Source organism: Enterobacter sp. PP-008-ECC_S150, assembly GCF_045257065.1.
Classification (GTDB): Bacteria; Pseudomonadota; Gammaproteobacteria; order Enterobacterales; family Enterobacteriaceae; genus Enterobacter; species Enterobacter chengduensis.
Map to the genome: position 1 here is coordinate 19,600 of NZ_JBJHHG010000016.1, position 20,279 is coordinate 39,878.

The window sequence follows — 20,279 nt, forward strand, 5'->3', positions numbered from 1 at the left end:
CCGTTTATTTCTTCTGCGAAAGTTTATCCACGATCGGCTTAATAACCTTTTCACCGTGCTGGCCAAAGAACTGGTACAGCGAATCGCTGGCCGAGTGGGTCAGCACCATGATCTCGATACGCCGGTTCGACGAGCTGAGCGGGTTATCCGGGTCAATCAGCATCTGATCCGCCATGCCGCTGACCTGCAGCACTTTGTCCTGCGCCAGCCCGGCGTTGGTCAGCACCTTACGCGCCTGCATCGCGCGCTCGCCCGACAGGTTGTAGTTGTTGTACAGATCCTGATCGCGAAAACGAGTGGCGTCGGTGTGTCCGGTAATGATGATCTTGTTGTCGATCTTGTTCAGCGCCGGCGCAAACTCCGTGAGCAGCCGCTTGAAGAACGGCGTCAGGATCGCGCTGCTGCGCTGGAACATTTCGCGCTTTTGGTCGTCGGTGATCAGGATGCGCAGCCCCTGCGGCACAATTTCAATTTTCAGGTTCGACTGGGCGTCATAGGCCGAGGTGATTTTCATGATGATCCGCGCCAGATCTTCGATTTCGCGCTGCGAGCGCGTGTTCACGTCGACCAGGCTTTCACCCTTCGCGACAATCGCCGGCATGTTTGCCGTCTCCTGCTTCGGCGACGACGCTTTATGATCTCCGCGATCGCGTTTTTCCGTCACCGCAATTTTGCCGCCCACGCCGTGCGGCTGGGTGATAGGCGACAGAGACTGGCCGTTGAAAATCGACTCGCCGTTGAGCTGAGAAACGATCTCTTTTCGTTCCTCTTCTGTCACCGCGCCCATGATCCACAGCACCATAAACAGCGCCATCATCGCCAGCGTAAAGTCGGCAAAGGCCACCTTCCACGCGCCGCCGTGAAACGCGTCATGACTTTTGCGCGAGGAGCGCTTGATGATAGTGGTATGTTCTTTTCCACGACCTTTGCGCATCAGGATCCACCCGTCATCTGGTTCACCCAGCCGTCCAGCGTCGCGAAGGTTGGCTTTGAGTCCAGCGGCAGCATTTTGCGCCCGGCGTCCACCGCCAGCAGCGTAGGCTTACCGGCCACGTGGTTGACCAGCACGGTACGCACGCACTCGATCACCGCCATCTGCTTCTTGGTGCGCTGCTCCATGGCGTTCGCCACCGGGTCCATCAGGCAGTAGCAGAAGAACACGCCGAGGAACGTCCCTACCAGCGCGGCCGCCACTTTTACGCCGATCACCGCAATCGAACCGTCGATCGACTGCATGGTGATGATGATCCCCAGTACCGCCGCGCAGATCCCGAAGCCCGGCATCGCTTCCGCGGTACGCTGCAGCGAGCGGGAGGGCTGGAGCAGGTTCTCTTCCATCGCCACCAGCTCCTGCTCAAGAATGCCTTCCAGCTCGTGCTCGTTGATTTTGCCCATCGCCATCAGTCGGAAGTTGTCCGCAATAAAGGTGATGATGGCCTTGTTCTGTAAAATCAGCGGGTATTTCTGGAACAGCGGACTGCTCTCCGGCACTTCAATATGCTCATCGAGCACCTTCAGGCCGCCGTCCTGCACCAGCTCAAGCAGCTCGTACAGCAGCATCAGCAGCTGGCGCTGGTACTCATCCGTGTACTCGTTTTTGCGCATGATGCCGCGGAACTGGCGGTACATCTCTGCCAGCACCGGCTTCGGGTTCGCCAGCACCATCGCGCCCAGGCCCGCCCCCAGAATGATAATAATTTCGCCCGGCTGCCAGAATGACGCCAGCCGCCCGCCGGACATAAGAAAACCGCCCACTACGCAGGCGAAAATAATGAAAATACCGAGAAACTTTTGCATATACCTTTCACTTCTGGAAAAAAGACTGGATCTTTTGAGCGATCTTTTTATTGAGCTGACACACGCGCGCCTCGGTTAAATCGAGGACCAGCGCAATCTCTTTCAGGCTCATTTCCTGCTGGTAATAGAGGGTGAGGATCATCTGCTCACGCTCATCAAGGCTTGCCAGCGCAGCCCTTAACGTACCGCTGGTGACCATTTCGTCTTCCAGCGAACGGCCATTCAGCGTTTCATTCAGGGCATCTCCGCCCAGCAAATCATCAAGACTCTCCAGTGATTTGGCGCAATCCAGCAGCAAATATTCGTGGTACTCCTCCGCGGTGATGGAGAGATGGTGTTTGAGATCGTCAAAGCTCGGCGTTCTGCCCAGCCTGCGCGTCACTTCCCGTATCGCGTCGTTGATCTTGTGGCTCTTCTGGCGCAGCCTGCGCGGGCGCCAGTCCAGCTCGCGCAGTTCGTCGAGCACCGCGCCGCGGATGCGCTGGGCGGCGTAGGCACCAAACTGCTCGTCCGGGTGCCCATAGCGGCGCAGAGACGTGAGCAACCCCATCAGGGCAATCTGCTCCATATCTTCTCTGTCCATCACGCTGCTGGTCTGCCACGCGAGCTGTTTCACCACCTTGTGAACCAGCGGCAGATAGGCGTTAACGTACTTCGCCTCCTCTTCCGGCGTGAGGGCGTCGTCAGCGATAAAATCCATCATGTCCATCCGCTACCGCGACTTACTGAAAGACCATTTTGCTGATAATCACGTCCTTGAATGGCACACGCGTTTTCAGGCTTGCAAACCGGGCGGCATAGGCGCTCATCAGCTGTTCTCGCAGCGCCTCAACGCTCATCTCGCGCACCGCATCGTACTCCTTCGACGACAGCAGGTTGACGGTGGCTCCGCGAATGGCGGGCGACATCTCTTCCGCGCGGCGCGTGTCGGCCGCGGAGTTTGTCGCCAGTGCCAGTTCGAGCAGCAAATAACGTTCTGAATCGCCCTGGCTTTTTAACGTCACGACCACGTTTTTGATTTCAACGAACTCCACGACGCTCTCTTCCGACGAGGAGAACAGATCGCGAATAACCGAGCCTTTTTGCTCGTCCTGGCTGAGATACTGGGTGCCGACGACGGTGAGTACGGCGGCAAATACTGCGGCAATGAGGGCAATCACCAGCCCTAAAGAGAAAGTCTTAATGGTCATAATGGGTGTGTTTTAAACCGTAAGTAGTACTGAATCGTCTCTGTCAGCGGTCGACAGGGTGTTTTCAGGGGCAATTTCCGCCCCGGCTGCCGGGCCCTCTTCCGGCGCAAACATACTGCGCGGCTGCCCCTGCTGCTGCTGTTGTCCGGACTGGGATGAGACCTGCACGTTTACCTGCATCACGTTTTGCTCGGTCAGGCTCTGGCGCAGCTCGCTGCTGATCTGCTGAAGCGCACGATAGGTTTCCCCGCTGCTGGCGCTGATGTGTACCTGCATGCGCCCGTTTTCGATGTGCAGCGAAATCTCCACTTTGCCCATTTCCGGCGGGTCGAGGCGGATGGTCGCGTGCTGGACCTGGCTGCGAACCTGCAGCTGGAGGCGCTCGTTAAGCGCGCCGTGCAGCTGCTGCGCCCACTTCGCCTCGTCGGCATCCATCGCGATCGGCGGCAGGTTCACCGTCTGTTTGTCCATCGCAGCGGTAAACGCCGAGCCGCCTGTCGGCTGGGCCATGTCCGGCAGGGCCGTCGCCAGCGCCTTACCAGGCTCGTGCAGCATCGGCTTTACCGGCTCCAAGACGGGCGCAGGCGCGACGTTAAGCTGCTCGAGCTGCGGCTGCGGCTGAATCTGCGGCCCCCGGGGGAGCGGTTCGGCCACAGGCTGCGGCCCTGCGCTGAGGTGTTTTATCTGCAACGTGTCGCCCGCCAGCGGCGCGGGAGTCTGGGTGACGTTCAGCGTTTTCACCGGCATCTGGCTTGCCATCAGCAGCGCATCCAGCAGTCGTTCGGGCGAACCGATGATGCTGTTTGCCAGCGCCTGCGGATCGTCGCGCTGCGCTTTGCGCTCGTCGTCATCGTCTTTGGCGCTAACGCCCGCCAGCACGAGGGGATTTTCGCGCGGCTGCTCGACGCCCATCAGGGTGTTGATGATGTTCAGCAGCGCATCGTTAAACGCCGGAGCCGCCTGGCTGACATCCTCTCCCGCCACGGGCACCACCTGCCCAGTCGCGCTGAAAGCAGGAAGCGGCGCGGCGTCGACCGGCTCGGCGGCAACGGGAAGCTGCGTCAGCTGTGAAAGCACCAGGTTCATCGTCCCGCATCCTCTGCGTCGGAAAACAGCGCGTAGGCGGTTGCCCCAGCCCGATTGCGGCGGGACTGCGCCATCTTCTGCTCAAGCTCGTCGCTCTGCGTCTGGCAGAACTGATGGACCCGGACGTGCGTCTGCCGCAGCTCGGCCAGCGCCTCGCGCGTTTCGGCGCTCAGCGTCTGGCCCTTCAGCGCGGTCAGCAGGGCGGCAATCTGTGCGTCAATCTCCCCAAGCTTCGGCCAGTCGTGCTGGCTGGCCGAATGTGCCAGGGAGCGCGCCAGAAAACGCATCACCTGTACGTCATCCATGCTGCTGCCCCATTTTTTCCCAGCCTTCCTGCAGGTTGCGCAGAATGCCTTCAACCTCTTCAATGTGGCTAACGGAAAGCTTGTGGCTGGCGTCATAAAGGCGATACACGCAGTAGTCGTAAAGGTTGGCGAGGCTCAGCGCCAGCTCGCCGCCCTTTTCAAAATCCAGCGAGCTGGTGAGTGCGTTGAGAATATCGATGCATTTATTGATGCTCTGAACCTTGCGGTCATAGCGGCGCGCGGCGATGTGGCTCTTAGCCCGCACCAGTTCGTCCATCAGGCCGTTAAACAGCATTAGCACCAGCTGGTGAGGGTTTGCTGCGGCGGCCTGAATCGCCAGGTCGGACTCCCGATAGTGGCCGAAGCCTTGCTGCTCGTTCCCGTACATAAACGCGATTATTTCCTTAAGCTAAGCCAAACATACTCATGGTGTTGTTCATCGATGCCAACGCCTGCTGCAGCTGCGTGAACTGCTTCAGATAGCGGTTATAAGAGGTTTCATAGCGCGCGTTCATCGCTTCCGTTTTGGTATCAATGTCGCTCTGCTGGCGATCCAGCACGTCCTGACGGCCCTTCAGCAAGCCATTGGTGGAGTTCAGATAACGGTCAAGAGACTTGTCCATTTTGGCCAGCAGCCCGTCCTTGCCGTTGAACAGGTCGCTGAGCTTTTGCGGATCGGCCTTCAACGCGGCGTCCAGCTTTTCATTGTCGATCTCAAGCTTGCCGTCTTTGTCTGCGGTAATGCCAAAATCAGACATCCGCATGCCGCCGAAGACCTGTCGCATCACGTCGTTTAGCTCACGATCGAGCGAAGACATGGTGGCATCACCCGCAAAGGCGCCGCGGGTTTCGTCGTCGCCGTTGCCGCTTTTCGTCAGGTTGGTGAGGGTGTCCTGCAGCGTGTTGTAGGCATTGATAAAGGTCTGGAGCTGTTCCTTAGTGCCTTCGCTGTCGGTTCCAACGGAGATCGTCAGCGGTTTACCGGCCTCAGTTAATGAGGTCAGCTCGATGGTTACCCCGTCAATCAGCTTATCCAGGGTGTTCGAGCTGTTGGTGAAGGTCATGTCACCCATTTTGATTTCAGAGTCGGATGCCTCAGAAATCGTCTTCGCGTTCGTTGAATCGAAGCCGCCCGTACCGCCTACGGAAATCGTATTTTTTGCGCCGCTCTCATCGCTGCTGAGCATTAGCGTGACGCTGCCGTCGGTGCGGATTAAGGACGCCGTCACGCCTGGGTTATTTTCATCGCCGTTAATCGCCTTCGTGAGGTCGCTCAGGCTTTCCATGTCGTCGAGATTGATGGAGAGGGTTTCACCGCCCAGCTCAATGTCCATGGTGCCGGTGGCATTTTTGATGCTCTCATCGGTCATGCCTTCAAAACCGATCTGGTGGGCAGAGGCGAGCTGCATCACCTCTATGTTGTAGGTGCCCTTCAGCGCGTTTGAGTTCGCGGTAACGTTCGCAATGCCTTCCCGGTTCATACTGACGGCGTTTTTCAGCATGCCGCTGTTGGTGCCGTTAAGCCCGGACATCGCGGTGCGGAAATCGCCCAGCGCGGTTTTCAGCGCGTCGAGGGCTTTCTTTTGCGCATTCATGGTCGACGATTTGGTTTTCAACTGGTTTTGCATCGACATGATGTCGTATGTCGCCAGCTGCTGAGCCAGAGTCTGGGGATCAATGCTGCTAAAATCTGCCATGTTGAGGTTCTCCGTTCGCACCTGTTGCTAAACCATGCTCGTTTAAAGCAAACACCGTGCCAATTTTAAAATTATTGAAATACAGTTAGTTAAGAGCGGGAAGGAAGGCATTCTTCCCCTCAAAGGGAAAACAGGAAGGGAAGTGCCCGCATACAAAAACACCGCCTTACAGCGGTGTTTTTTGCAACGGTGAGGTGGATTAGCCCAGCAGGTTCATCACCATACCGGACATGCTGTTGGACTGCTTCAGCATGGACATACTGGTTTGCGCCAGCATCTGGTTGCGCGTCATGCTTGACGCTTCGGATGCGAAGTCCGCATCGCGAATATTGCCCAGCGCCAGGTCGGTGTTGTCTTTCATGTTCGCCAGGTTCGCCGCGGTGTGGCCCAGACGGTTGATGTTCGCACCCAGCTTGGAGCGCAGCGTACCCACCTGAGAGATAGCGTTTTCAACTTTGGTGATCATGCCCTGTGCACCAGAGGAGGTAAGCAGCGCGCCGGATGCGCCAGAAGACGTCTTCAGTGCACCCAGGCCGCTTGCGCCTTTCACTGTTGTCAGCTCTTTGCTCACGTCAACTTTCAGGCTTTCGCTTGTTGATGCGCCGATCTGGAAGTTCATCGCAGAGGAGAATTTACCGCCGCTTGCGAACAGGCTCTCACCGGCATACTTGGTGTTGTTCATGATGTTATCGAGCTCGTTGTTCAGCTCGTCCATTTCAGACTGCAGCGCCTTACGATCTTCCGCGCCGTTGGTGTCGTTCGCTGCCTGCGTTGCGAGGTCTTTCATGCGGTACATGATGTTGCTCACTTCATCAAACGCGCCTTCAGCGGTCTGCAGCAGCGCGGTGGCGTCGGAGATGTTGCGCTGAGCAACGCTCATACCGTTGGACTGGCCCTGAAGACGGGTAGCAATCTGCAGGCCCGCTGCGTCATCTGCCGCAGAGTTGATGCGTTTACCGGTGCCCAGGCGCTCCATCGCGGTAGACAGCATGCTGTTGGATTTATTCAGCGCGTTAACGGATGCCATGGAAGAGGCGTTAGTAAAAATAGAAAGTGCCATGTTCAAATTCTCCTTTTAAACCTGTCTGCCAGGTTCTTCTCTCTGGTACTGAGGTAAAACGACACAGCTCGACGGAGAATTAAATCGGAAATGAAAAAAAATAAATTTTCTGCACGAAAATAAAATAACAATCAATAGTCACGACTGTCATTAAATACCGATTAAAAAGAAAGAATGTATAGCGACACAGCGACATTCAAACTTAAATAATAATTACATTTATTTACTTTTTTGAGGTACAGCCTGAAAAGAGTCTCATTTACCCGACTTTCGATTAAAACATCCCTGCTACATTCCTAAACAAATTATAAATAAAGTGATCAAAAATCGATTCGCTTTAACCTTTACTGAAAAGCATTAATACGGAAGGGGTGAAATCGTTCAATAATTTGTTGCATATCACACTTTTATCGCGTAAAAATGTGCCACGGAAGATAAACTTCCTAAACATATCTCAGAAAAGGCCTACAATGCCGGATGAAACTTCCCGCCTCCAGGTGGGATTTTTTTCCATTTTTCATCCTCACAGTGCGTCTTTTTGCATACTTCCGCAGGCAAGCGGCAATTCACAATGAATTTTAAACGGATTTAATGATTAATTTACATTAAGCATTTCGCACAGTTTTTGTGCAATGCCTGAAAATTAAATCTATATGGAGTGGGTAACGACCATTACTTGCCATGAATAAAACATATTATGCGGTAAACAACTGGTTAGTCGATTTACCCTCTGGCTCAATCATCAGCCTCGTATCCGGCGAAAGAAAACGCCTTGGTGAGTATCAATTAAAACTGCTGGATATTTTAGTCACCAATGCCGGAAAAATACTTACTCGTGAAGAACTTACTAATCTGGTCTGGGAGCGGCGCGTTATTGGCAATAATAGTTTGCCGAATGCGATTCACGCATTACGCACGGCGCTGGAAGACGATGGAAAAACGCAGAGAATAATCAAAACCATACCCAAAAAGGGTTATCTGCTGGAGCATTCGTGGTGCCGCTGCGTTGAACGTGAAAGCGAAGAGATCGACGCCCCCGCCATGCTGCCCGTCGCGCAGCAGGAGGAAGAGACTGGCGGTTCGGCGGAGATCCTTCCGGCAGCCCCGCAAGAGCTCATTGAGGCAGACGTGGAGGCGACGCACGCCCGCGTTTTTCCCCGTGAAAAAGCCCCATGCTTTCGGCTCCCGCAGTGGCTAGCGGCCTTTGTGCTGCTCGTGATGGTCGTCATTGCCAGCGGCACGGCTGGCTGGCAATACGCCAACACGCGAGGATCGCGGCTGGTCGCGGCAGAGCAGGAGGCAGGGGTATACAGCAACATCCGCATCTACGAAATTTCTGAAGCAAACCGTCCGACGATGAATAAAGAGGATTTTTACAGCAAGATCAAAGACACCCTTTATGCCATTAACCAGCAGATCAAATCTCAGTCGATCGACATGTCGGTCTACTACCAGAGCGTTGACCAAACGCTCAACTATACCTTTGCGCTCAAAAGCCGCTGCGATAAAAAGCAGCTGGTGATGGCGATTTACCACTGGCGCATTGACACCACCCAGCTGAACAACCTGATACTTCGAGAGACGAGGAGGAAAATCAGTGAGATGGAAACCTGTGCTTAACTGGAAATGGCTGCTGGCCTATGTTCTGGTTGCCCTTGCTGCGCTCGCCGCCGTGCGCATCATTCAGGCGCAAACCCCTCCGCAGCCCAGCGTTGAGGGATTTTTGCAGCTCGGCTTTTACGATCTGATGTCGCAGCGAAAGGAAGTGTACGATTCACACATGCAGAGCGCGAACAATGCGATCCTGACGACCATTACCAATCCGAACGACAATCGCTTTGTCCTGAAGGGGAAGTTCACGCAGATCAACCAGCAAAACGGCAGGCAGTTCTTTTCCTACACGCCGATTTACTACAGCACAATGCAGAAAGGGCTGATGATTGATGGCCTGGTGGATATGCTGATGCACGTGGATTTTTGGATGCAGCCGCTGTTGGAAGATACGCAGCCACTGGTAGTGGCACAAAGCGGAGCGATATTTTTATATCCGCTCAGGAAGTAGCCCTGCAGTTTACGGGACTCCCTCTCCATTCAGGGAGAGGGGTATTCTCACTCGCCCAGCAAATTCTTCACCGTCGTCAAGGACACATTCCCCTGCGCTGCCAACGCTTTCGCCAGCAACCCGTACTGCGTTCCGCCGTTCGCCAACGCGCTGCCCAGCGCCCGCGCCGTCTCAAGCGCTTCGTCCGGAGTATAGGCCGCCGACATATCCTGGATGCGCGCGGACACGCGCTCCTGGTGCTGATGTAACTTGCTGCGCTCGCGGGTAATTTGCTCCAGCGTTTGCTGCATTTTGCCGCTCGCGCCGGGCGACCACTGGCTGGCGAGCAGGCCCACCTCATCTTCCCGGCTCGGCTCCGCCGCCGGGGCCAGCAGGGTGAAGGCATCTGCCGGGAACTGCTGTCCTTCGCCGCGCACGCTGAAATTATGGCTCACCCGCGCCCAGCGATCTTCCGCCACCTGAAAACGCACCTGGCCTTCCCCGCTTAGCGTCGCGTGAATGCCGAGCTTACCCAGCCCGACGTTTAGCTGCATCAGCGCCTGACGCGGCGTTGCCTGCGGCGGAATTGCCACGGCGGTAAGCTCGCGCCTGCCGCCGCCGAGGGCAAATACCAGCGTTTCGCCGGACGATGGTTCAAGGATTTTCTCCATCCCCGGCAGCGTAAAGTTCACCTGGCTTTTCTGCTGCAGCGTCACGTTGAAATTGCGATCGACCGTCCCACCCGAGAGCGTGCCGCGCTGTCGCAGCAGCATATTCACCGCCTTCGCGCTTTCCGCGCCGCCGCCGCGCGTCGCCTGGTGGCGCAGCATCAGCAGCTGCGTCTCCGTTTCGCTGAGATAGCTCTCGGCCTTCTGCACCGACGTCAGCTGCTGGTTGAGCTGAACGTTATAGCGCAGCGGACGCCGGGAAAGCAGCGCCGACTCGGGAAACTGCGGCCCGGTAGGCCGGACGTTCGCCAGCGCGTCGGGACGCGCAACGGACGTTGCCGCTCCCGGCGTGGTTCTGACGGGGGCGGGCGTGGTGGCAAGCGATGTTGTTTTTAATCCAACCTGCATGGCAATTACATCATGCTAAAGAGCGAAAGCTGACTGATCATGCTGTACGCTTTGTTGGTGATCTGTACGGAGTTGGTGAATAACTGCAGGTTAATGCTGGTCGTCGCCCAGTCGGTGTCGGACAAATCGCGCACGACCTGATCGTTCGCCATGCTGACGTCCGCGTGCGCGTCGCTCAGCATCGTCAGGCGGTTCTGACGTCCGCCGAGGTCGGTAAAGATAGCGGCGACCTTATCGCGAGCGTTGCCGGAGAGCTCAATCATCTCGTTGATATCATCCTGGTAATCGCTCACGGGAATGTCCGGGTCCTGCATTTTATCGCTCAGCGCCTTCAGCTTGTTCAGCATCTCCAGATCGTCGCCGCTGCCGGAAAAGGCACCTACCACGTGGGTGTTTTCCGTCACGTTCACGCCGTTGGCTACCGTGGTTTCGCGCGAACCGCTATTGCCCAGGTAGATATATTTCCCCTGCGCCTCGTCCCAGACCACCGGCTTGGTGTCGGTTTTGGTGCCGGAGAAAAGGTAGCCGCCGCTCTCGTTCTGGGCGTTGATCGACGCCACCAGCGAATCGAGCATCGTGGAAAGCTCGGCCCCGAAGCCGGCCATATCCGCGGTGCTGTGGGTGCCGTTTGCCGCCGCCAGCAGCTTGTCGTTCAGTGACAGCAGCTGGTTGCTCATGGCGGTCACGTGCGCTTCCTGGGTGGAGAGCGCGCCGCTGAGGCCGGTTATGTTGTTTTGATACTGCTTAATGGCCGCCTGCTCGCGGTTAAGCTGAACCAGGCGCGTCGCGGCGACCGGATCGTCGGACGGCACGTTAATCCGCTTCTGGGTGGACATCTGCTCCATCAGCTTGCTCATCCGGGTGCCGTTAACACCAAGCTGCGCCAGCATGGCATCTGAATTATAAAGACTACTGATTCGCATCACTCTCTTCCTTAGCGGCGGTTAAAACATGCTTAACAGGTCGCTGAAAATCTGGTTGCCGGTGGAAATCACCTTGACGTTGGCCTGGTAGGACTGCATGTAAATCTGCAGGTTCATGGCCTCTTCATCCTGGTTTACCGCGCTGAGGTTATTGCGCTGCAGCTGCGCCTGGTCGTAAACGCCCTGCGCCGCCTCCAGCTCGCTCTGGGATTTTTTACTGGCGATACCGATGTTAGAGATAATCGCCGCCGCGCCCTCGTTCAGGCTCATGTTGCCCATGCCGCCGATATCGACTTTGGTGTTCTTCAGGTCGATCAGCGCCTGCAGGTTGCCGCCGTTCCCCTGCTCGCCAGCGGTGTCGGACAGCGCCAGCTCGTTAGGATCGAGATCGTTAACCTGCAAAATCCCGTTCGGGTTATTAAGATCGAAGCTGAACAGCGGCTTGCCGGGATTGCCGTTCTTATCAAATCCTTTCGCCAGCTGGTCGTTAAACAGGGTTGCCACCGCTTCCGCCATGCCCTGCACCGAGGCCTGCATGTCCGCCAGCTCGCCGGTTTCATAATCGTACAGCGCGCCAAGCTGCCCGCCCGCGGACGGGTTCAGGGAGAAGGTGGTGTTGGAAAAGTTCAGGCTTAATACCGGGTTGCCGCTGGCATCCAGGCTGTTGCTCAGTTCGCCCGCCACTTTACCGCTCACCAGCGGCTGGCCGTTTTTCATCGCCACGGTGTAGCTGCCGTTACTGTCTTCGGTGACCTTCACGTCAGCGTAGGTGCTGAGCTGCTTAACCAGCTCGTCGCGCTGGTCGCGCAGCACGTTGCTGTTGCCGCCCGTGGAGTCCATCTCCATGATTTTTTTGTTGTAGTCAGCAATGCTCGCCGTCAGAGTGTTGATCTGCCCGACGATGGTGTCGCGCTGGTTCGCTACCGACGTCTTCTGGCCGTTGATGAAGTCATTCATATTATTGAAGCGCGTCGCCAGCGAGCCAGCCTGGTTCAGCAGCTGCTGACGGTTGGCTTCGCTTTCCGGCTCTTTGGTCAGGGCGCTGAGGGCGGAAAAGAAATCGTCCAGCCCGGTGCCCAGGCTCGTGGAGTCGGTACCGATGACTTTTTCCAGCGAGCTGAGGTACTGGTTATTGATGCCGTAGTAGTTCGCCTTGCTGTTGCTCTGCCATACCTGGTTCGTCAGGTACTGGTCAGAGACGCGGCGAATGCTGTCGACCTGCACGCCCGCACCCGCCGACATGCCGCCCGGTCCCATGGTGGCAACCGAACTCTGGATAATGCCCTGACGGCTGTAGCCCGGCGTCAGCACGTTGGAGATGTTCATGGAGGTCACGCTCATCCCAAACTGAGCGGCCTGCAAGCCGCTCCAGGCAATATTGAACATATTCATGGTTTACTCCTGCCCGCGACGTATTACCGGCACAACGGGGATTTTTAATTCCTGTAGATGTTCATCTATAGCGGCCAAAGGCTGCGTATTCTTAAGCGCGGCGCTCTCCTGTGCTCCCAGCTGGGCGATGATCATCTGCGCCAGCCCGGTGCTGCGCTGCGACGCCAGCTGAGAGGTAAGCTTATCGTCGTAGAACTCCTGCATCATGCGCTGCTGCTTGCTGTCGAACGGGTTGTCGTCCACCAGCGCCTGCGAGGCTTTACGCATCTGCTTCATCAGCGAGCGCAGGAACATCGCCTCAAACTGCTCCGCCGCCTGCTCAAGATTTTGCGGCTTCACCTGCCCGGTCACGTCGCCGGGCATGATGCTGGTTCGGGATTGAATCGCGTCTAGCATCGTCACTCCTTAAATCACCACCAGTTCGGCATCAAGCGCGCCCGCTTCGTGCAGCGCCTGCAGGATCGCCATCGTGTCGTCCGGCGCGGCGCCCAGGCTGTTGAGCGTGTTGACGATGCTGCGCAGGCTGGTGCCCGCCGAAATCGTCACCATCTGGCCCCGACCGCGGTCGACGTTAACGTCGCTTTCCGGCGTGACAACGGTTTGCCCCTGGCTAAACGCGCCCGGCTGGCTAACGTTGGAAGACTCGCGGATGGTCACGGTCAGGTTGCCGTGGGAGACCGCCGCCGCGCGCACCACCACGCCGTCGCCAATCACCACCGTGCCGGTACGGGCGTTAAACACCACGCGCGGCGGCTGCTTCGCGGCGCTGATTTGCACATCTTCCAGCATCGACATAAAGGCCACGCGCTCGCCCGCCGACAGCGGGGCGTTAACCACCACGTTGGTGGCGCTTTGCGCCGTGGCGGTGCCCGAGCCGAAGGCATTATTGAGCGCCACCGCCACGCTGTTGGCGGTTTTAAAGCTTGGGCGCTTCAGGTTGAGGATCACCTGCTGGTTCTGCTGAAAATCGGAGGGGATTTCACGCTCGACCGACCCGCCGTTCGGCACGCGGCCCACGGTCGGGGTGTTGATGGTGATGCTCGACCCGCTGTTGCCCTCGGCTTTTACGCCGCCCACCACCACGTTCCCCTGCGCCAGTGCGTAGACTTCGCCGTCGGCTCCGCGCAGCTGGGTCAGCAGCAGCGTGCCTCCGCGCAGGCTCTTGGCATCGCCAATCGACGAGACGGTGACGTCAATCGCCTGTCCGCGCGCGTAGCCCGGCGGCAGCGTGGCGCTGATCGCGACAGCAGCCACGTTTTTCAGCTTCGGGTCGATTTTGGTCGGCAGCTGCACGCCGAACTGGCGCAGCATGTTGGTCACCGACTGGCTGGTGAATTTCACCTGGTTTTTATCGCCCGTCCCGTCCAGGCCGACGACGAGGCTGTAGCCCACCAGCTGGTTTCCGCGCACGCCCTGAATATCCACCACGTTGCCCAGCCGCTCGGCCGCCGCGCCCGTGGCCCACAGCAGCATCAGAAAAAGCATTGCCTTACGCATTACGCACTCCATTAAATCGGGAACAGCGGATGGTTAAAGAAGCGGGTCAGCCAGCCTGCGGAGTTGGCGTCGCTTAGCGCGCCGCGTCCGGCGTAGGAAATACGCGCGTTGGCAATGCGCTGCGAGGAGACCGAGTTATCGCGCTCAATGTCATCCGCGCGCACCAGCCCGGTCACGCGCATGTACTCATCGCCCTGGTTAAGGGTCAGCCATTTTTCGCCGCGGATCGCCAGCACGCCGTTCGGCAGCACCTTGTAGACCGCAACGGTGATGGCACCGCGCAGGCTGTTTTGCTGCTGTGAGGTGGCATTACCGTTGAAGTTGCGGCTGCCGTCTATCGAGCCCGAGAGGCTATCAACCGAATGACCGAACGCCTCCGGCACGCCGATGGCGACGTCGTTTTTCTTGCCGAAGTTGGTGCGCGCCTGCTTGCTCGCCTGCGTGGACTCGTCCAGCTTGATGGTCAGAATATCGCCCACGCGGTAGGCGCGGCGGTCCTGCGTTAACGACCAGTTGTAGTTGGCGTTATATAGCCCGCCGCCCTGAACCTGCGTCGGCGGTAAGGAGAAATCTTCTGGCGGCGCGTAGGCCGCGTCGTCTTTTTGCACCAGCAGGGCCGGGCTTTCACACCCGGCCAGCAGCAGCGCAAAAAAGCCGATAACTAGCTGCTTTTTCATTTTCCGTTCACTTCACTTAACTTCACGCGTTACATCGACTGCGTGACAAACTTCAGCATGTCATCTGCCGCAGAGACCATTTTGGCGTTCATCTCGTAGGCGCGCTGAACGGTGATCATGTCGACCATCTCTTCAACCACCTGTACGTTAGACCCCTCCAGCGAACCCTGCTCCAGCTGACCAAAGGCCTCCTCACCGGCGACGCCCTCAACCGCTTCACCGCTGGCCGCGGTTTCGCGATACAGGTTGCCGCCGATGGCCTCCAGCCCGGCCGGATTGACGAAGTTCACCAGCGTAATTTGCCCCAGCTCAACCGGCTCGGCTTCGCCCGCTACCGTGGCGGTCACGGTGCCGTCTTTGCCAATCTGGATATCCTTCACGTTGTCCGGCAGTTCGATCTGCGGCACCAGCGGCAGGCCCTGCGCGTTGGTCAGCAGGCCGTCCGGGTTTTTCTGGAAGTTACCGGCGCGGGTGTAGGCGATATCGCCGTCGCTGGTTTCTACCTGGAAAAAGCCCTGGCCGGTAATCGCCACGTCCAGCGTCTGCCCGGTGTTTTGAATGTTGCCGGTCGAGAACTCTTTTTGGGTGCCGAGGATCTTCACGCCGGTTCCGAACTGAATGCCGGTCGGCGAGGTGTTGTTCTGGTCAAGCTGGCCGCCCGGCGTGCGCTGGTTCTGATAGAACAGATCGGCGAACATCACGCGGTCGCGCTTGAAGCCGGTGGTGTTCACGTTCGCCAGGTTGTTGGAGATTGCGCTCATCTTCGCGTCTTGCGCGGCGAGGCCGGTTTTACTGATCCATAAAGCGGGATTCATCGTTATTCCTTACTCAATCAGGTATTGCGCAGCAGACGGTTGCCCGCCGTCGCCAGGTCTTCCGCCGCCTTCATCATCTTGATCTGAGCTTCAAACTGGCGGTTAAGCGCAATGCTGGAGACCATTTCGCTGATAGCCGACACGTTGGAGCTTTCGAGGTGGCCGGAAACCAGCTCGACCTCTTCCGTGCGCGGGTTGACGTTGGCGCTGGTGATCATAAACCCGGCGGCGTTTTTGCTGAGCTGCGACGCGGGAATGTCCACCAGCTTGATGCGGTCAATGTCCATCGGCGCGGCCACGTTGCCGTCGTCCGGCACGATGGAGATCACGCCGTCGTCGGCGATGCTGATGGACGTAAACGGCGGCAGCACGATCGGGCCGTTATCGCCGGAGACCGGCAGGCCGTCGATGGTCAAATCCCCTTCCGGGCCGACCTGCATCTGGCCGTTTCGGGTGTAAACCTCGCGGTTGCCGCTCACCAGCGCAATCAGCCCGCTGCCCTTGATGGCCACGTCGAGATCGCGCCCGGTGTCGCGGGTTGCCCCCGGCGTCAGGTCAACGCCGCCCTGCTGCGGCTGAACCAGGAAGCGGGAGGCATAGCCCTCCCCCTGAATCTGCTGCGAGATGGCGTTTTCCAGATCGTGACGAAAGCCCTGCGTATTGACGTTTGCCAGGTTGTTCGCATGAATTTGCTGCTGGGCGAGGCTACGCGATGCCCCGCTCACGGCGGTATAAATTAAGTGGTCCATTACACCGCCTGGAACAGCGCCGTCATCATGCTGTCGTTGGTGCTGATCACCTTGGTGTTGGCCTGATAGTTACGCTGGGCGGTCATCAATCCCACCAGCTCTGAGGTCAGGTCAACGTTGGAGCCTTCCAGGGTGTTGGAGGTTAGCGCGCCCAGCAGGCCGGAGCCCGGGGTGCCGGTCAGCGGCGAGCCGGAGCTGGCGGTCTCGGTCCAGGTAGTGCCGTTCTGTGACGAAAGACCGTTCGGGTTAGCAAAGGTCGCCAGAATCACCTGGCCCTGCAGCAGGCGCTGGCCGTTAGAGAAGGTGGCATAGACGCTGCCGTCCTTATCGATGGTCTGCCCGGTGCGCTCGCCGGAGGCGTAGCCGTTGCCGTTGTTTTTGCTGACGGAGAAATCAGAGCCGAACTGGGTGGTGCCCTTGTAGTTCAGCTCCAGCTCAATGTTGTCCGCGCCTGGGATGCTAGCGTTAAGCTTGACCGTGCCGTTAGGCGTCAGCAAAACGCCCTGCTCGGTGAAAGTCATCTCCTGCGGGGTGGTGCTCACCTGTTTGTCGTCCATGTAGTAGTGCACTTCCCAGGTGTTATCGTCGGTTTTGACGAAGTACTGCTTCAGGGTGTGCTCGCGGCCCAGCGAGTCATACACCTGGGTGGCGTAGGTGTGGTTGTAGGAGCTATCGTCGCTCGGATCGAACGTGGTCGTCTTCGGCTTATCCTCAGTGGCGTTGAGGTTGGCCGTGAAGTCGAGCGAGCTGGTCGCCTTCGCCGGAATCGAGCCGCTGCTGATGGTCAGGTTGCCAACGGTACCGGTCTGGATCACGCCGTTGGCGTCAACCGGGTAACCCTGCAGGTACATGCCCTGGTTGTTAACCAGGTTGCCGAGGCTGTCGGTCTGCATATAGCCCGCGCGGGTGTAGGCGGTGGAGCCCGCACTGTCGCGCATGACGAAAAAGCCTTCGCCGTTAATGGCCAGATCGAGGCTGCTGGCGGAGGAAAAAATGCTTCCGCTTTTCGAAATACTCTGGGCAATGCTGGTAACGCCCACGCCCAGCGGCTGGCCTTCGGCATACAGCGAGGCGAACTCGGCGCGGCCCGACTTAAAGCCCACGGTGCCGGAGTTGGCAATGTTGTTGGAGATGGCGCCCAGCTGTTCGTTAATGGCATTCAAGCCAGAAATGGCAATATCAAAGCTCATAGTGGTTCCTGATTAACTCATCAATGTTTTTGCGTTGCTGTTGTTTGAAGGCGACTGGCCAAACTGCGTAATCTGGTGATAGGGCACGTCGCCGATGCCCGGAATGTTGAGCACAATCGCGCTGCCATCCATAGGAATACGCACGTTATTCACTACGCCGCTTACCTCAATCGGCACCGTTGCATCGTCAACATCGGTGACCACGGTCATCGTGTATTTCCCCTCTTTGAGCCCCAGCTCTTCCGGGTTTATCGTGAAGTTCACGTCGCCGGCTTCCTGCTTGCCCAGCTCAATTTTGGTTTCGGTTCCCGTCTCATCCTTCAGGATGACCGTCACCGTGTTGGCGGCATGTTCCAGGTTCAGGCGGCCGTCCACGCTGGTACTGCCGTCGGTCTGGATGGTGTCGGTTTTGACCATCACCTTCTGCCCCACCAGGTTACCCGTTGACAGGGTTTGCAGGTTGTCCATCAGTACGCCGATGTTCTGCATCCCGACCATCATGTTTTCCATCGACTGCACCTGCGTCAGCTGCGCAAGCTGGCTGACGTATTCGGTACCGTCGGTGGGGTTAAGCGGATCCTGGTTCTGGATTTGCGCCACCAGTAGCTGCATAAACAGGTTGTTCATCCCTGCTGCGGTGTTGTCGTTCGCGGATACGGTACTATCCCGGGTGGTGGTGGTATCACCGGACTGAGTGGAAACGCCATTCACGCTCATCTGTTACGCCTCGCCAAGCCGCAGCAGGCTCTGCTGCATGCTTTTCACATTGTTAAGAACATCGACGTTGGTTTCGAAGTTACGCGACGCCGACATCATGTCCGCCATCTCTTCCACCACGTTGATATCGGGATACCAGACGTAGCCGTCCGGGTTCGCCATCGGGTGGTGCGGCTCGTAGCGCTGCACCGCGTTTCCCGACGTCACCACGTCCAGCACCTGCACGCGGGCACCGGAGATCGCATCGCGGTTGGTTAACTCGTCGTTCTGGTAAACCGCCGCAAACACCGGGCGGCGCGCTTTGTACACATTGCCCTCGTCCACCGCCGGGGTTTCGGCGTTGGCGAGGTTACTGGCGATGGTGTTCAGCCGGACGGTTTGCGCCGTCATCGCAGAACCCGATACACGGTAAATATCGCTAAAAGCCATTGTTTGTTACCTGATTCAATTACTTACCTTCAATTGCCTTTTTCAGGCCGGTGAATTTCATGTTCAAAAACGCCAGGCTCATCTGGTAGTCCTGCACGTTTTTTGAAAACTCGGCCTGCTCCACGTCAAGCGCAACGGTGTTGCCGTCCGAGGAGGGTTGATACGGCACGCGGTACATCTCCTGCGGCGCGGAGCCGGGAAAGAAATCGCGCTGCGAGCGTTGCATCTCTGCGGCAAAATCAATATCTTTAGCCTGGAAGTTGGGGGTATCGACGTTAGCCAGATTTGCTGAAAGCAGTTCCGCCCTGGAAAGTCGAAGTGCTACAGCCTGCGGATGAACGCCCAATGCCTTGTCAAAAGTAATACTCACCACTCACTCCTTTCTTTGGTGGACACCTGCGAGAGTCCATGTTGCTGCAACCTATTAAGCAACTATCGTGCCAGGTTTTTAACACCATGAATTTAATAGACTTATCTGTTACAACTGCCGCATGCAGGAAGCCTTTTTTCCGCTGGTCTATTCCGGCGGCAATGCTGTGCCTGCTCGCGCTTCCGGCGGCAGCGCAGCCTCAGGCCACCACCGCGCGTAAGCAGGTTTACGCCCGCGTACAGCAGCAGGCCTCGGACGCCATTCGCCAGGAGGCCCAGCGCAACCGCTGGGAGGATTACCAGGCGAAGCTGAACCTGTTTATTCCGTCTGAAATTTCGCAATACGCCCCCTGCCCCACGCCGCTTGCCGTGAGCATGCCCGGCGGCGAGCGCCTCGACCTGCGCCGCCTGCGATTTGACGTGCGTTGTGAATCCGGCCGCGGCTGGGACGTGGCGGTCACGGTAAAGCCGGATATCTACCTGCAGGTGCTGATGCCGACGCGCACGCTGGAACGCGGCCACGTGCTGGCGGCGTCCGACCTCACGCGCAAAAAATTCAACATCAGCAACCTGCGCAGCGGCTATATCACCCGGCCGGATGACGCGGTGGGCCTGACGCTCAGGCGCCGCGTGCGCGAGATGCAGCCCCTGAGCCAGAGCCAGCTGGATTCACCGGTGATGGTGGAGCGCGGACAGCGCGTGCTGATGATTGCCGACCAGGACGGCGTGGAGGCGCGAACCATGGGGATAGCCGCCAAAAAAGGCCGCAAGGGCGAGATGATCAAGGTGAAAAACGAGAGCAGCGAGCGGGAAGTCACCGCAACGGTGATCGACATGGGCGTGGTCAGAACCGGCTTTGCGGCAGCGAAATAAAATATGCCGCCGCGCTTAAGTTTTTCCGCCACTGCGCCGCTTTACCCAGGTAAGGCGCCGGGAAACGATCTTTCCGCTCTGGCGAAAACGACGAATAACAATCCGTAGATGGAGTAATGCGATGAAAGTGACATCCACCCAGTACGCAATGACGAGCGCGATCAACCAGGCCAGCAGCACGGCCACGACCCGCGCGTCCGGCACTGACGAGATGAAAACAGCCAAAACCGCAGCCATCGATCCCGTGCTTGGCGATGCGCAGACCCAGCTGGCAGCTCTGCCAGAGGTGGATATGGCGCGCGTGGCCCGCATGAAAGACGCCATTGCGAGCGGAAAAATCAGCATCGACGTTGATTCGCTGGCAGGCGCGATTGAGAAATATTATCAGAGGTAACA

General features: G+C 57.8%; 25 protein-coding genes. 4 read left to right on the top strand and 21 right to left on the bottom strand.

Annotated elements, in window-relative coordinates:
- Positions 1–4 precede the first annotated feature (4 nt).
- From lafU to ACJBF3_RS17270, 9 genes are all read right to left on the bottom strand, one after another.
- On the bottom strand, positions 5–934 hold the full coding sequence (gene lafU, locus ACJBF3_RS17230) for a putative lateral flagellar export/assembly protein LafU (RefSeq protein WP_045328780.1): 930 nt from the start codon (positions 932–934) through the stop codon (positions 5–7).
- Positions 934–1,797, bottom strand: a complete 864-nt coding sequence (motA, locus tag ACJBF3_RS17235) for a flagellar motor stator protein MotA (RefSeq protein WP_045328782.1) — start codon at positions 1,795–1,797, stop codon at positions 934–936. Before motA ends, lafU begins: the two co-directional genes overlap by 1 nt.
- Before the next feature lie 7 nt (positions 1,798–1,804).
- Complete coding sequence (locus ACJBF3_RS17240; protein ID WP_045328783.1) at positions 1,805–2,506, bottom strand: FliA/WhiG family RNA polymerase sigma factor; 702 nt, start codon at positions 2,504–2,506, stop codon at positions 1,805–1,807.
- Between the two features lie 13 nt (positions 2,507–2,519).
- On the bottom strand, positions 2,520–2,987 hold the full coding sequence (fliL, locus tag ACJBF3_RS17245; RefSeq protein WP_048994404.1) for a flagellar basal body-associated protein FliL: 468 nt from the start codon (positions 2,985–2,987) through the stop codon (positions 2,520–2,522).
- Positions 2,988–2,999: 12 nt separating this feature from the next.
- Complete coding sequence (locus ACJBF3_RS17250) at positions 3,000–4,073, bottom strand: flagellar hook-length control protein FliK (protein ID WP_052672186.1); 1,074 nt, start codon at positions 4,071–4,073, stop codon at positions 3,000–3,002.
- Positions 4,070–4,378, bottom strand: coding sequence for a flagellar protein FliT (gene fliT / locus ACJBF3_RS17255; protein ID WP_045328785.1), 309 nt, complete (start codon positions 4,376–4,378; stop codon positions 4,070–4,072). Before fliT ends, ACJBF3_RS17250 begins: the two co-directional genes overlap by 4 nt.
- Entirely contained in the window at positions 4,371–4,766 is a 396-nt protein-coding gene (gene fliS, locus ACJBF3_RS17260; protein WP_045328787.1) for a flagellar export chaperone FliS, read from the bottom strand. Before fliS ends, fliT begins: the two co-directional genes overlap by 8 nt.
- 16 nt (positions 4,767–4,782) lie before the next feature.
- Complete coding sequence (gene fliD / locus ACJBF3_RS17265; protein ID WP_045328789.1) at positions 4,783–6,075, bottom strand: flagellar filament capping protein FliD; 1,293 nt, start codon at positions 6,073–6,075, stop codon at positions 4,783–4,785.
- Between the two features lie 199 nt (positions 6,076–6,274).
- The gene (locus tag ACJBF3_RS17270) at positions 6,275–7,135 is read right to left on the bottom strand and encodes a flagellin (protein ID WP_045328791.1); all 861 of its coding nucleotides are present in this window, start codon (positions 7,133–7,135) and stop codon (positions 6,275–6,277) included.
- Between the two features lie 681 nt (positions 7,136–7,816).
- On the opposite strand from ACJBF3_RS17270, the gene ACJBF3_RS17275 reads away from it, so the two are divergent.
- Positions 7,817–8,755 carry a transcriptional regulator gene (locus ACJBF3_RS17275; RefSeq protein ID WP_045328793.1) on the top strand — a complete coding sequence of 313 codons (939 nt, stop codon included), beginning with the start codon at positions 7,817–7,819 and terminating at the stop codon, positions 8,753–8,755.
- Complete coding sequence (locus ACJBF3_RS17280; protein WP_045328794.1) at positions 8,733–9,197, top strand: hypothetical protein; 465 nt, start codon at positions 8,733–8,735, stop codon at positions 9,195–9,197. Before ACJBF3_RS17275 ends, ACJBF3_RS17280 begins: the two co-directional genes overlap by 23 nt.
- Before the next feature lie 47 nt (positions 9,198–9,244).
- Here the strand turns inward: ACJBF3_RS17280 and ACJBF3_RS17285 are convergent, their stop codons facing one another.
- From ACJBF3_RS17285 to flgB, 12 genes are read right to left on the bottom strand one after another with little or no spacing between them, the layout of a single operon-like run.
- Positions 9,245–10,252, bottom strand: a complete 1,008-nt coding sequence (locus ACJBF3_RS17285) for a hypothetical protein (protein WP_052672185.1) — start codon at positions 10,250–10,252, stop codon at positions 9,245–9,247.
- Positions 10,253–10,257: 5 nt separating this feature from the next.
- Positions 10,258–11,175 carry a flagellar hook-associated protein FlgL gene (flgL, locus tag ACJBF3_RS17290; protein ID WP_072050013.1) on the bottom strand — a complete coding sequence of 306 codons (918 nt, stop codon included), beginning with the start codon at positions 11,173–11,175 and terminating at the stop codon, positions 10,258–10,260.
- A 21-nt stretch (positions 11,176–11,196) separates the two neighbouring features.
- Positions 11,197–12,567 carry a flagellar hook-associated protein FlgK gene (flgK, locus tag ACJBF3_RS17295; protein WP_045328796.1) on the bottom strand — a complete coding sequence of 457 codons (1,371 nt, stop codon included), beginning with the start codon at positions 12,565–12,567 and terminating at the stop codon, positions 11,197–11,199.
- A gap of 3 nt (positions 12,568–12,570) precedes the next feature.
- Positions 12,571–12,963, bottom strand: a complete 393-nt coding sequence (locus tag ACJBF3_RS17300; RefSeq protein WP_045328798.1) for a rod-binding protein — start codon at positions 12,961–12,963, stop codon at positions 12,571–12,573.
- 9 nt (positions 12,964–12,972) lie between these two features.
- A complete protein-coding gene (locus ACJBF3_RS17305) occupies positions 12,973–14,064 on the bottom strand; it encodes a flagellar basal body P-ring protein FlgI (RefSeq protein WP_045328800.1) in 1,092 nt (363 codons plus the stop codon).
- An 11-nt stretch (positions 14,065–14,075) separates the two neighbouring features.
- Complete coding sequence (gene flgH / locus ACJBF3_RS17310) at positions 14,076–14,741, bottom strand: flagellar basal body L-ring protein FlgH (protein WP_045328802.1); 666 nt, start codon at positions 14,739–14,741, stop codon at positions 14,076–14,078.
- A 29-nt stretch (positions 14,742–14,770) separates the two neighbouring features.
- Positions 14,771–15,556: a flagellar basal-body rod protein FlgG gene (gene flgG / locus ACJBF3_RS17315; protein WP_045328804.1), complete on the bottom strand. Its 786-nt coding sequence runs from the start codon at positions 15,554–15,556 to the stop codon at positions 14,771–14,773.
- A 17-nt stretch (positions 15,557–15,573) separates the two neighbouring features.
- A complete protein-coding gene (locus tag ACJBF3_RS17320; protein WP_045328805.1) occupies positions 15,574–16,305 on the bottom strand; it encodes a flagellar basal body rod protein FlgF in 732 nt (243 codons plus the stop codon).
- A complete protein-coding gene (gene flgE, locus ACJBF3_RS17325) occupies positions 16,305–17,495 on the bottom strand; it encodes a flagellar hook protein FlgE (RefSeq protein WP_045328807.1) in 1,191 nt (396 codons plus the stop codon). Before flgE ends, ACJBF3_RS17320 begins: the two co-directional genes overlap by 1 nt.
- Positions 17,496–17,507: 12 nt before the next feature.
- On the bottom strand, positions 17,508–18,212 hold the full coding sequence (gene flgD / locus ACJBF3_RS17330) for a flagellar hook assembly protein FlgD (RefSeq protein ID WP_045328808.1): 705 nt from the start codon (positions 18,210–18,212) through the stop codon (positions 17,508–17,510).
- 3 nt (positions 18,213–18,215) lie between these two features.
- Positions 18,216–18,641, bottom strand: coding sequence for a flagellar basal body rod protein FlgC (gene flgC, locus ACJBF3_RS17335; protein ID WP_045328810.1), 426 nt, complete (start codon positions 18,639–18,641; stop codon positions 18,216–18,218).
- 19 nt (positions 18,642–18,660) lie between these two features.
- Positions 18,661–19,011, bottom strand: a complete 351-nt coding sequence (gene flgB / locus ACJBF3_RS17340) for a hypothetical protein (protein ID WP_006177433.1) — start codon at positions 19,009–19,011, stop codon at positions 18,661–18,663.
- A gap of 86 nt (positions 19,012–19,097) precedes the next feature.
- Here flgB and flgA point away from each other — a divergent pair, with 86 nt between their 5' ends.
- Together flgA and flgM are read left to right on the top strand one after the other, a co-directional pair.
- Positions 19,098–19,883, top strand: coding sequence for a flagellar basal body P-ring formation chaperone FlgA (gene flgA, locus ACJBF3_RS17345; RefSeq protein WP_045328813.1), 786 nt, complete (start codon positions 19,098–19,100; stop codon positions 19,881–19,883).
- A gap of 121 nt (positions 19,884–20,004) precedes the next feature.
- A complete protein-coding gene (gene flgM / locus ACJBF3_RS17350; protein WP_045328814.1) occupies positions 20,005–20,277 on the top strand; it encodes a flagellar biosynthesis anti-sigma factor FlgM in 273 nt (90 codons plus the stop codon).
- Positions 20,278–20,279: the final 2 nt, after the last annotated feature.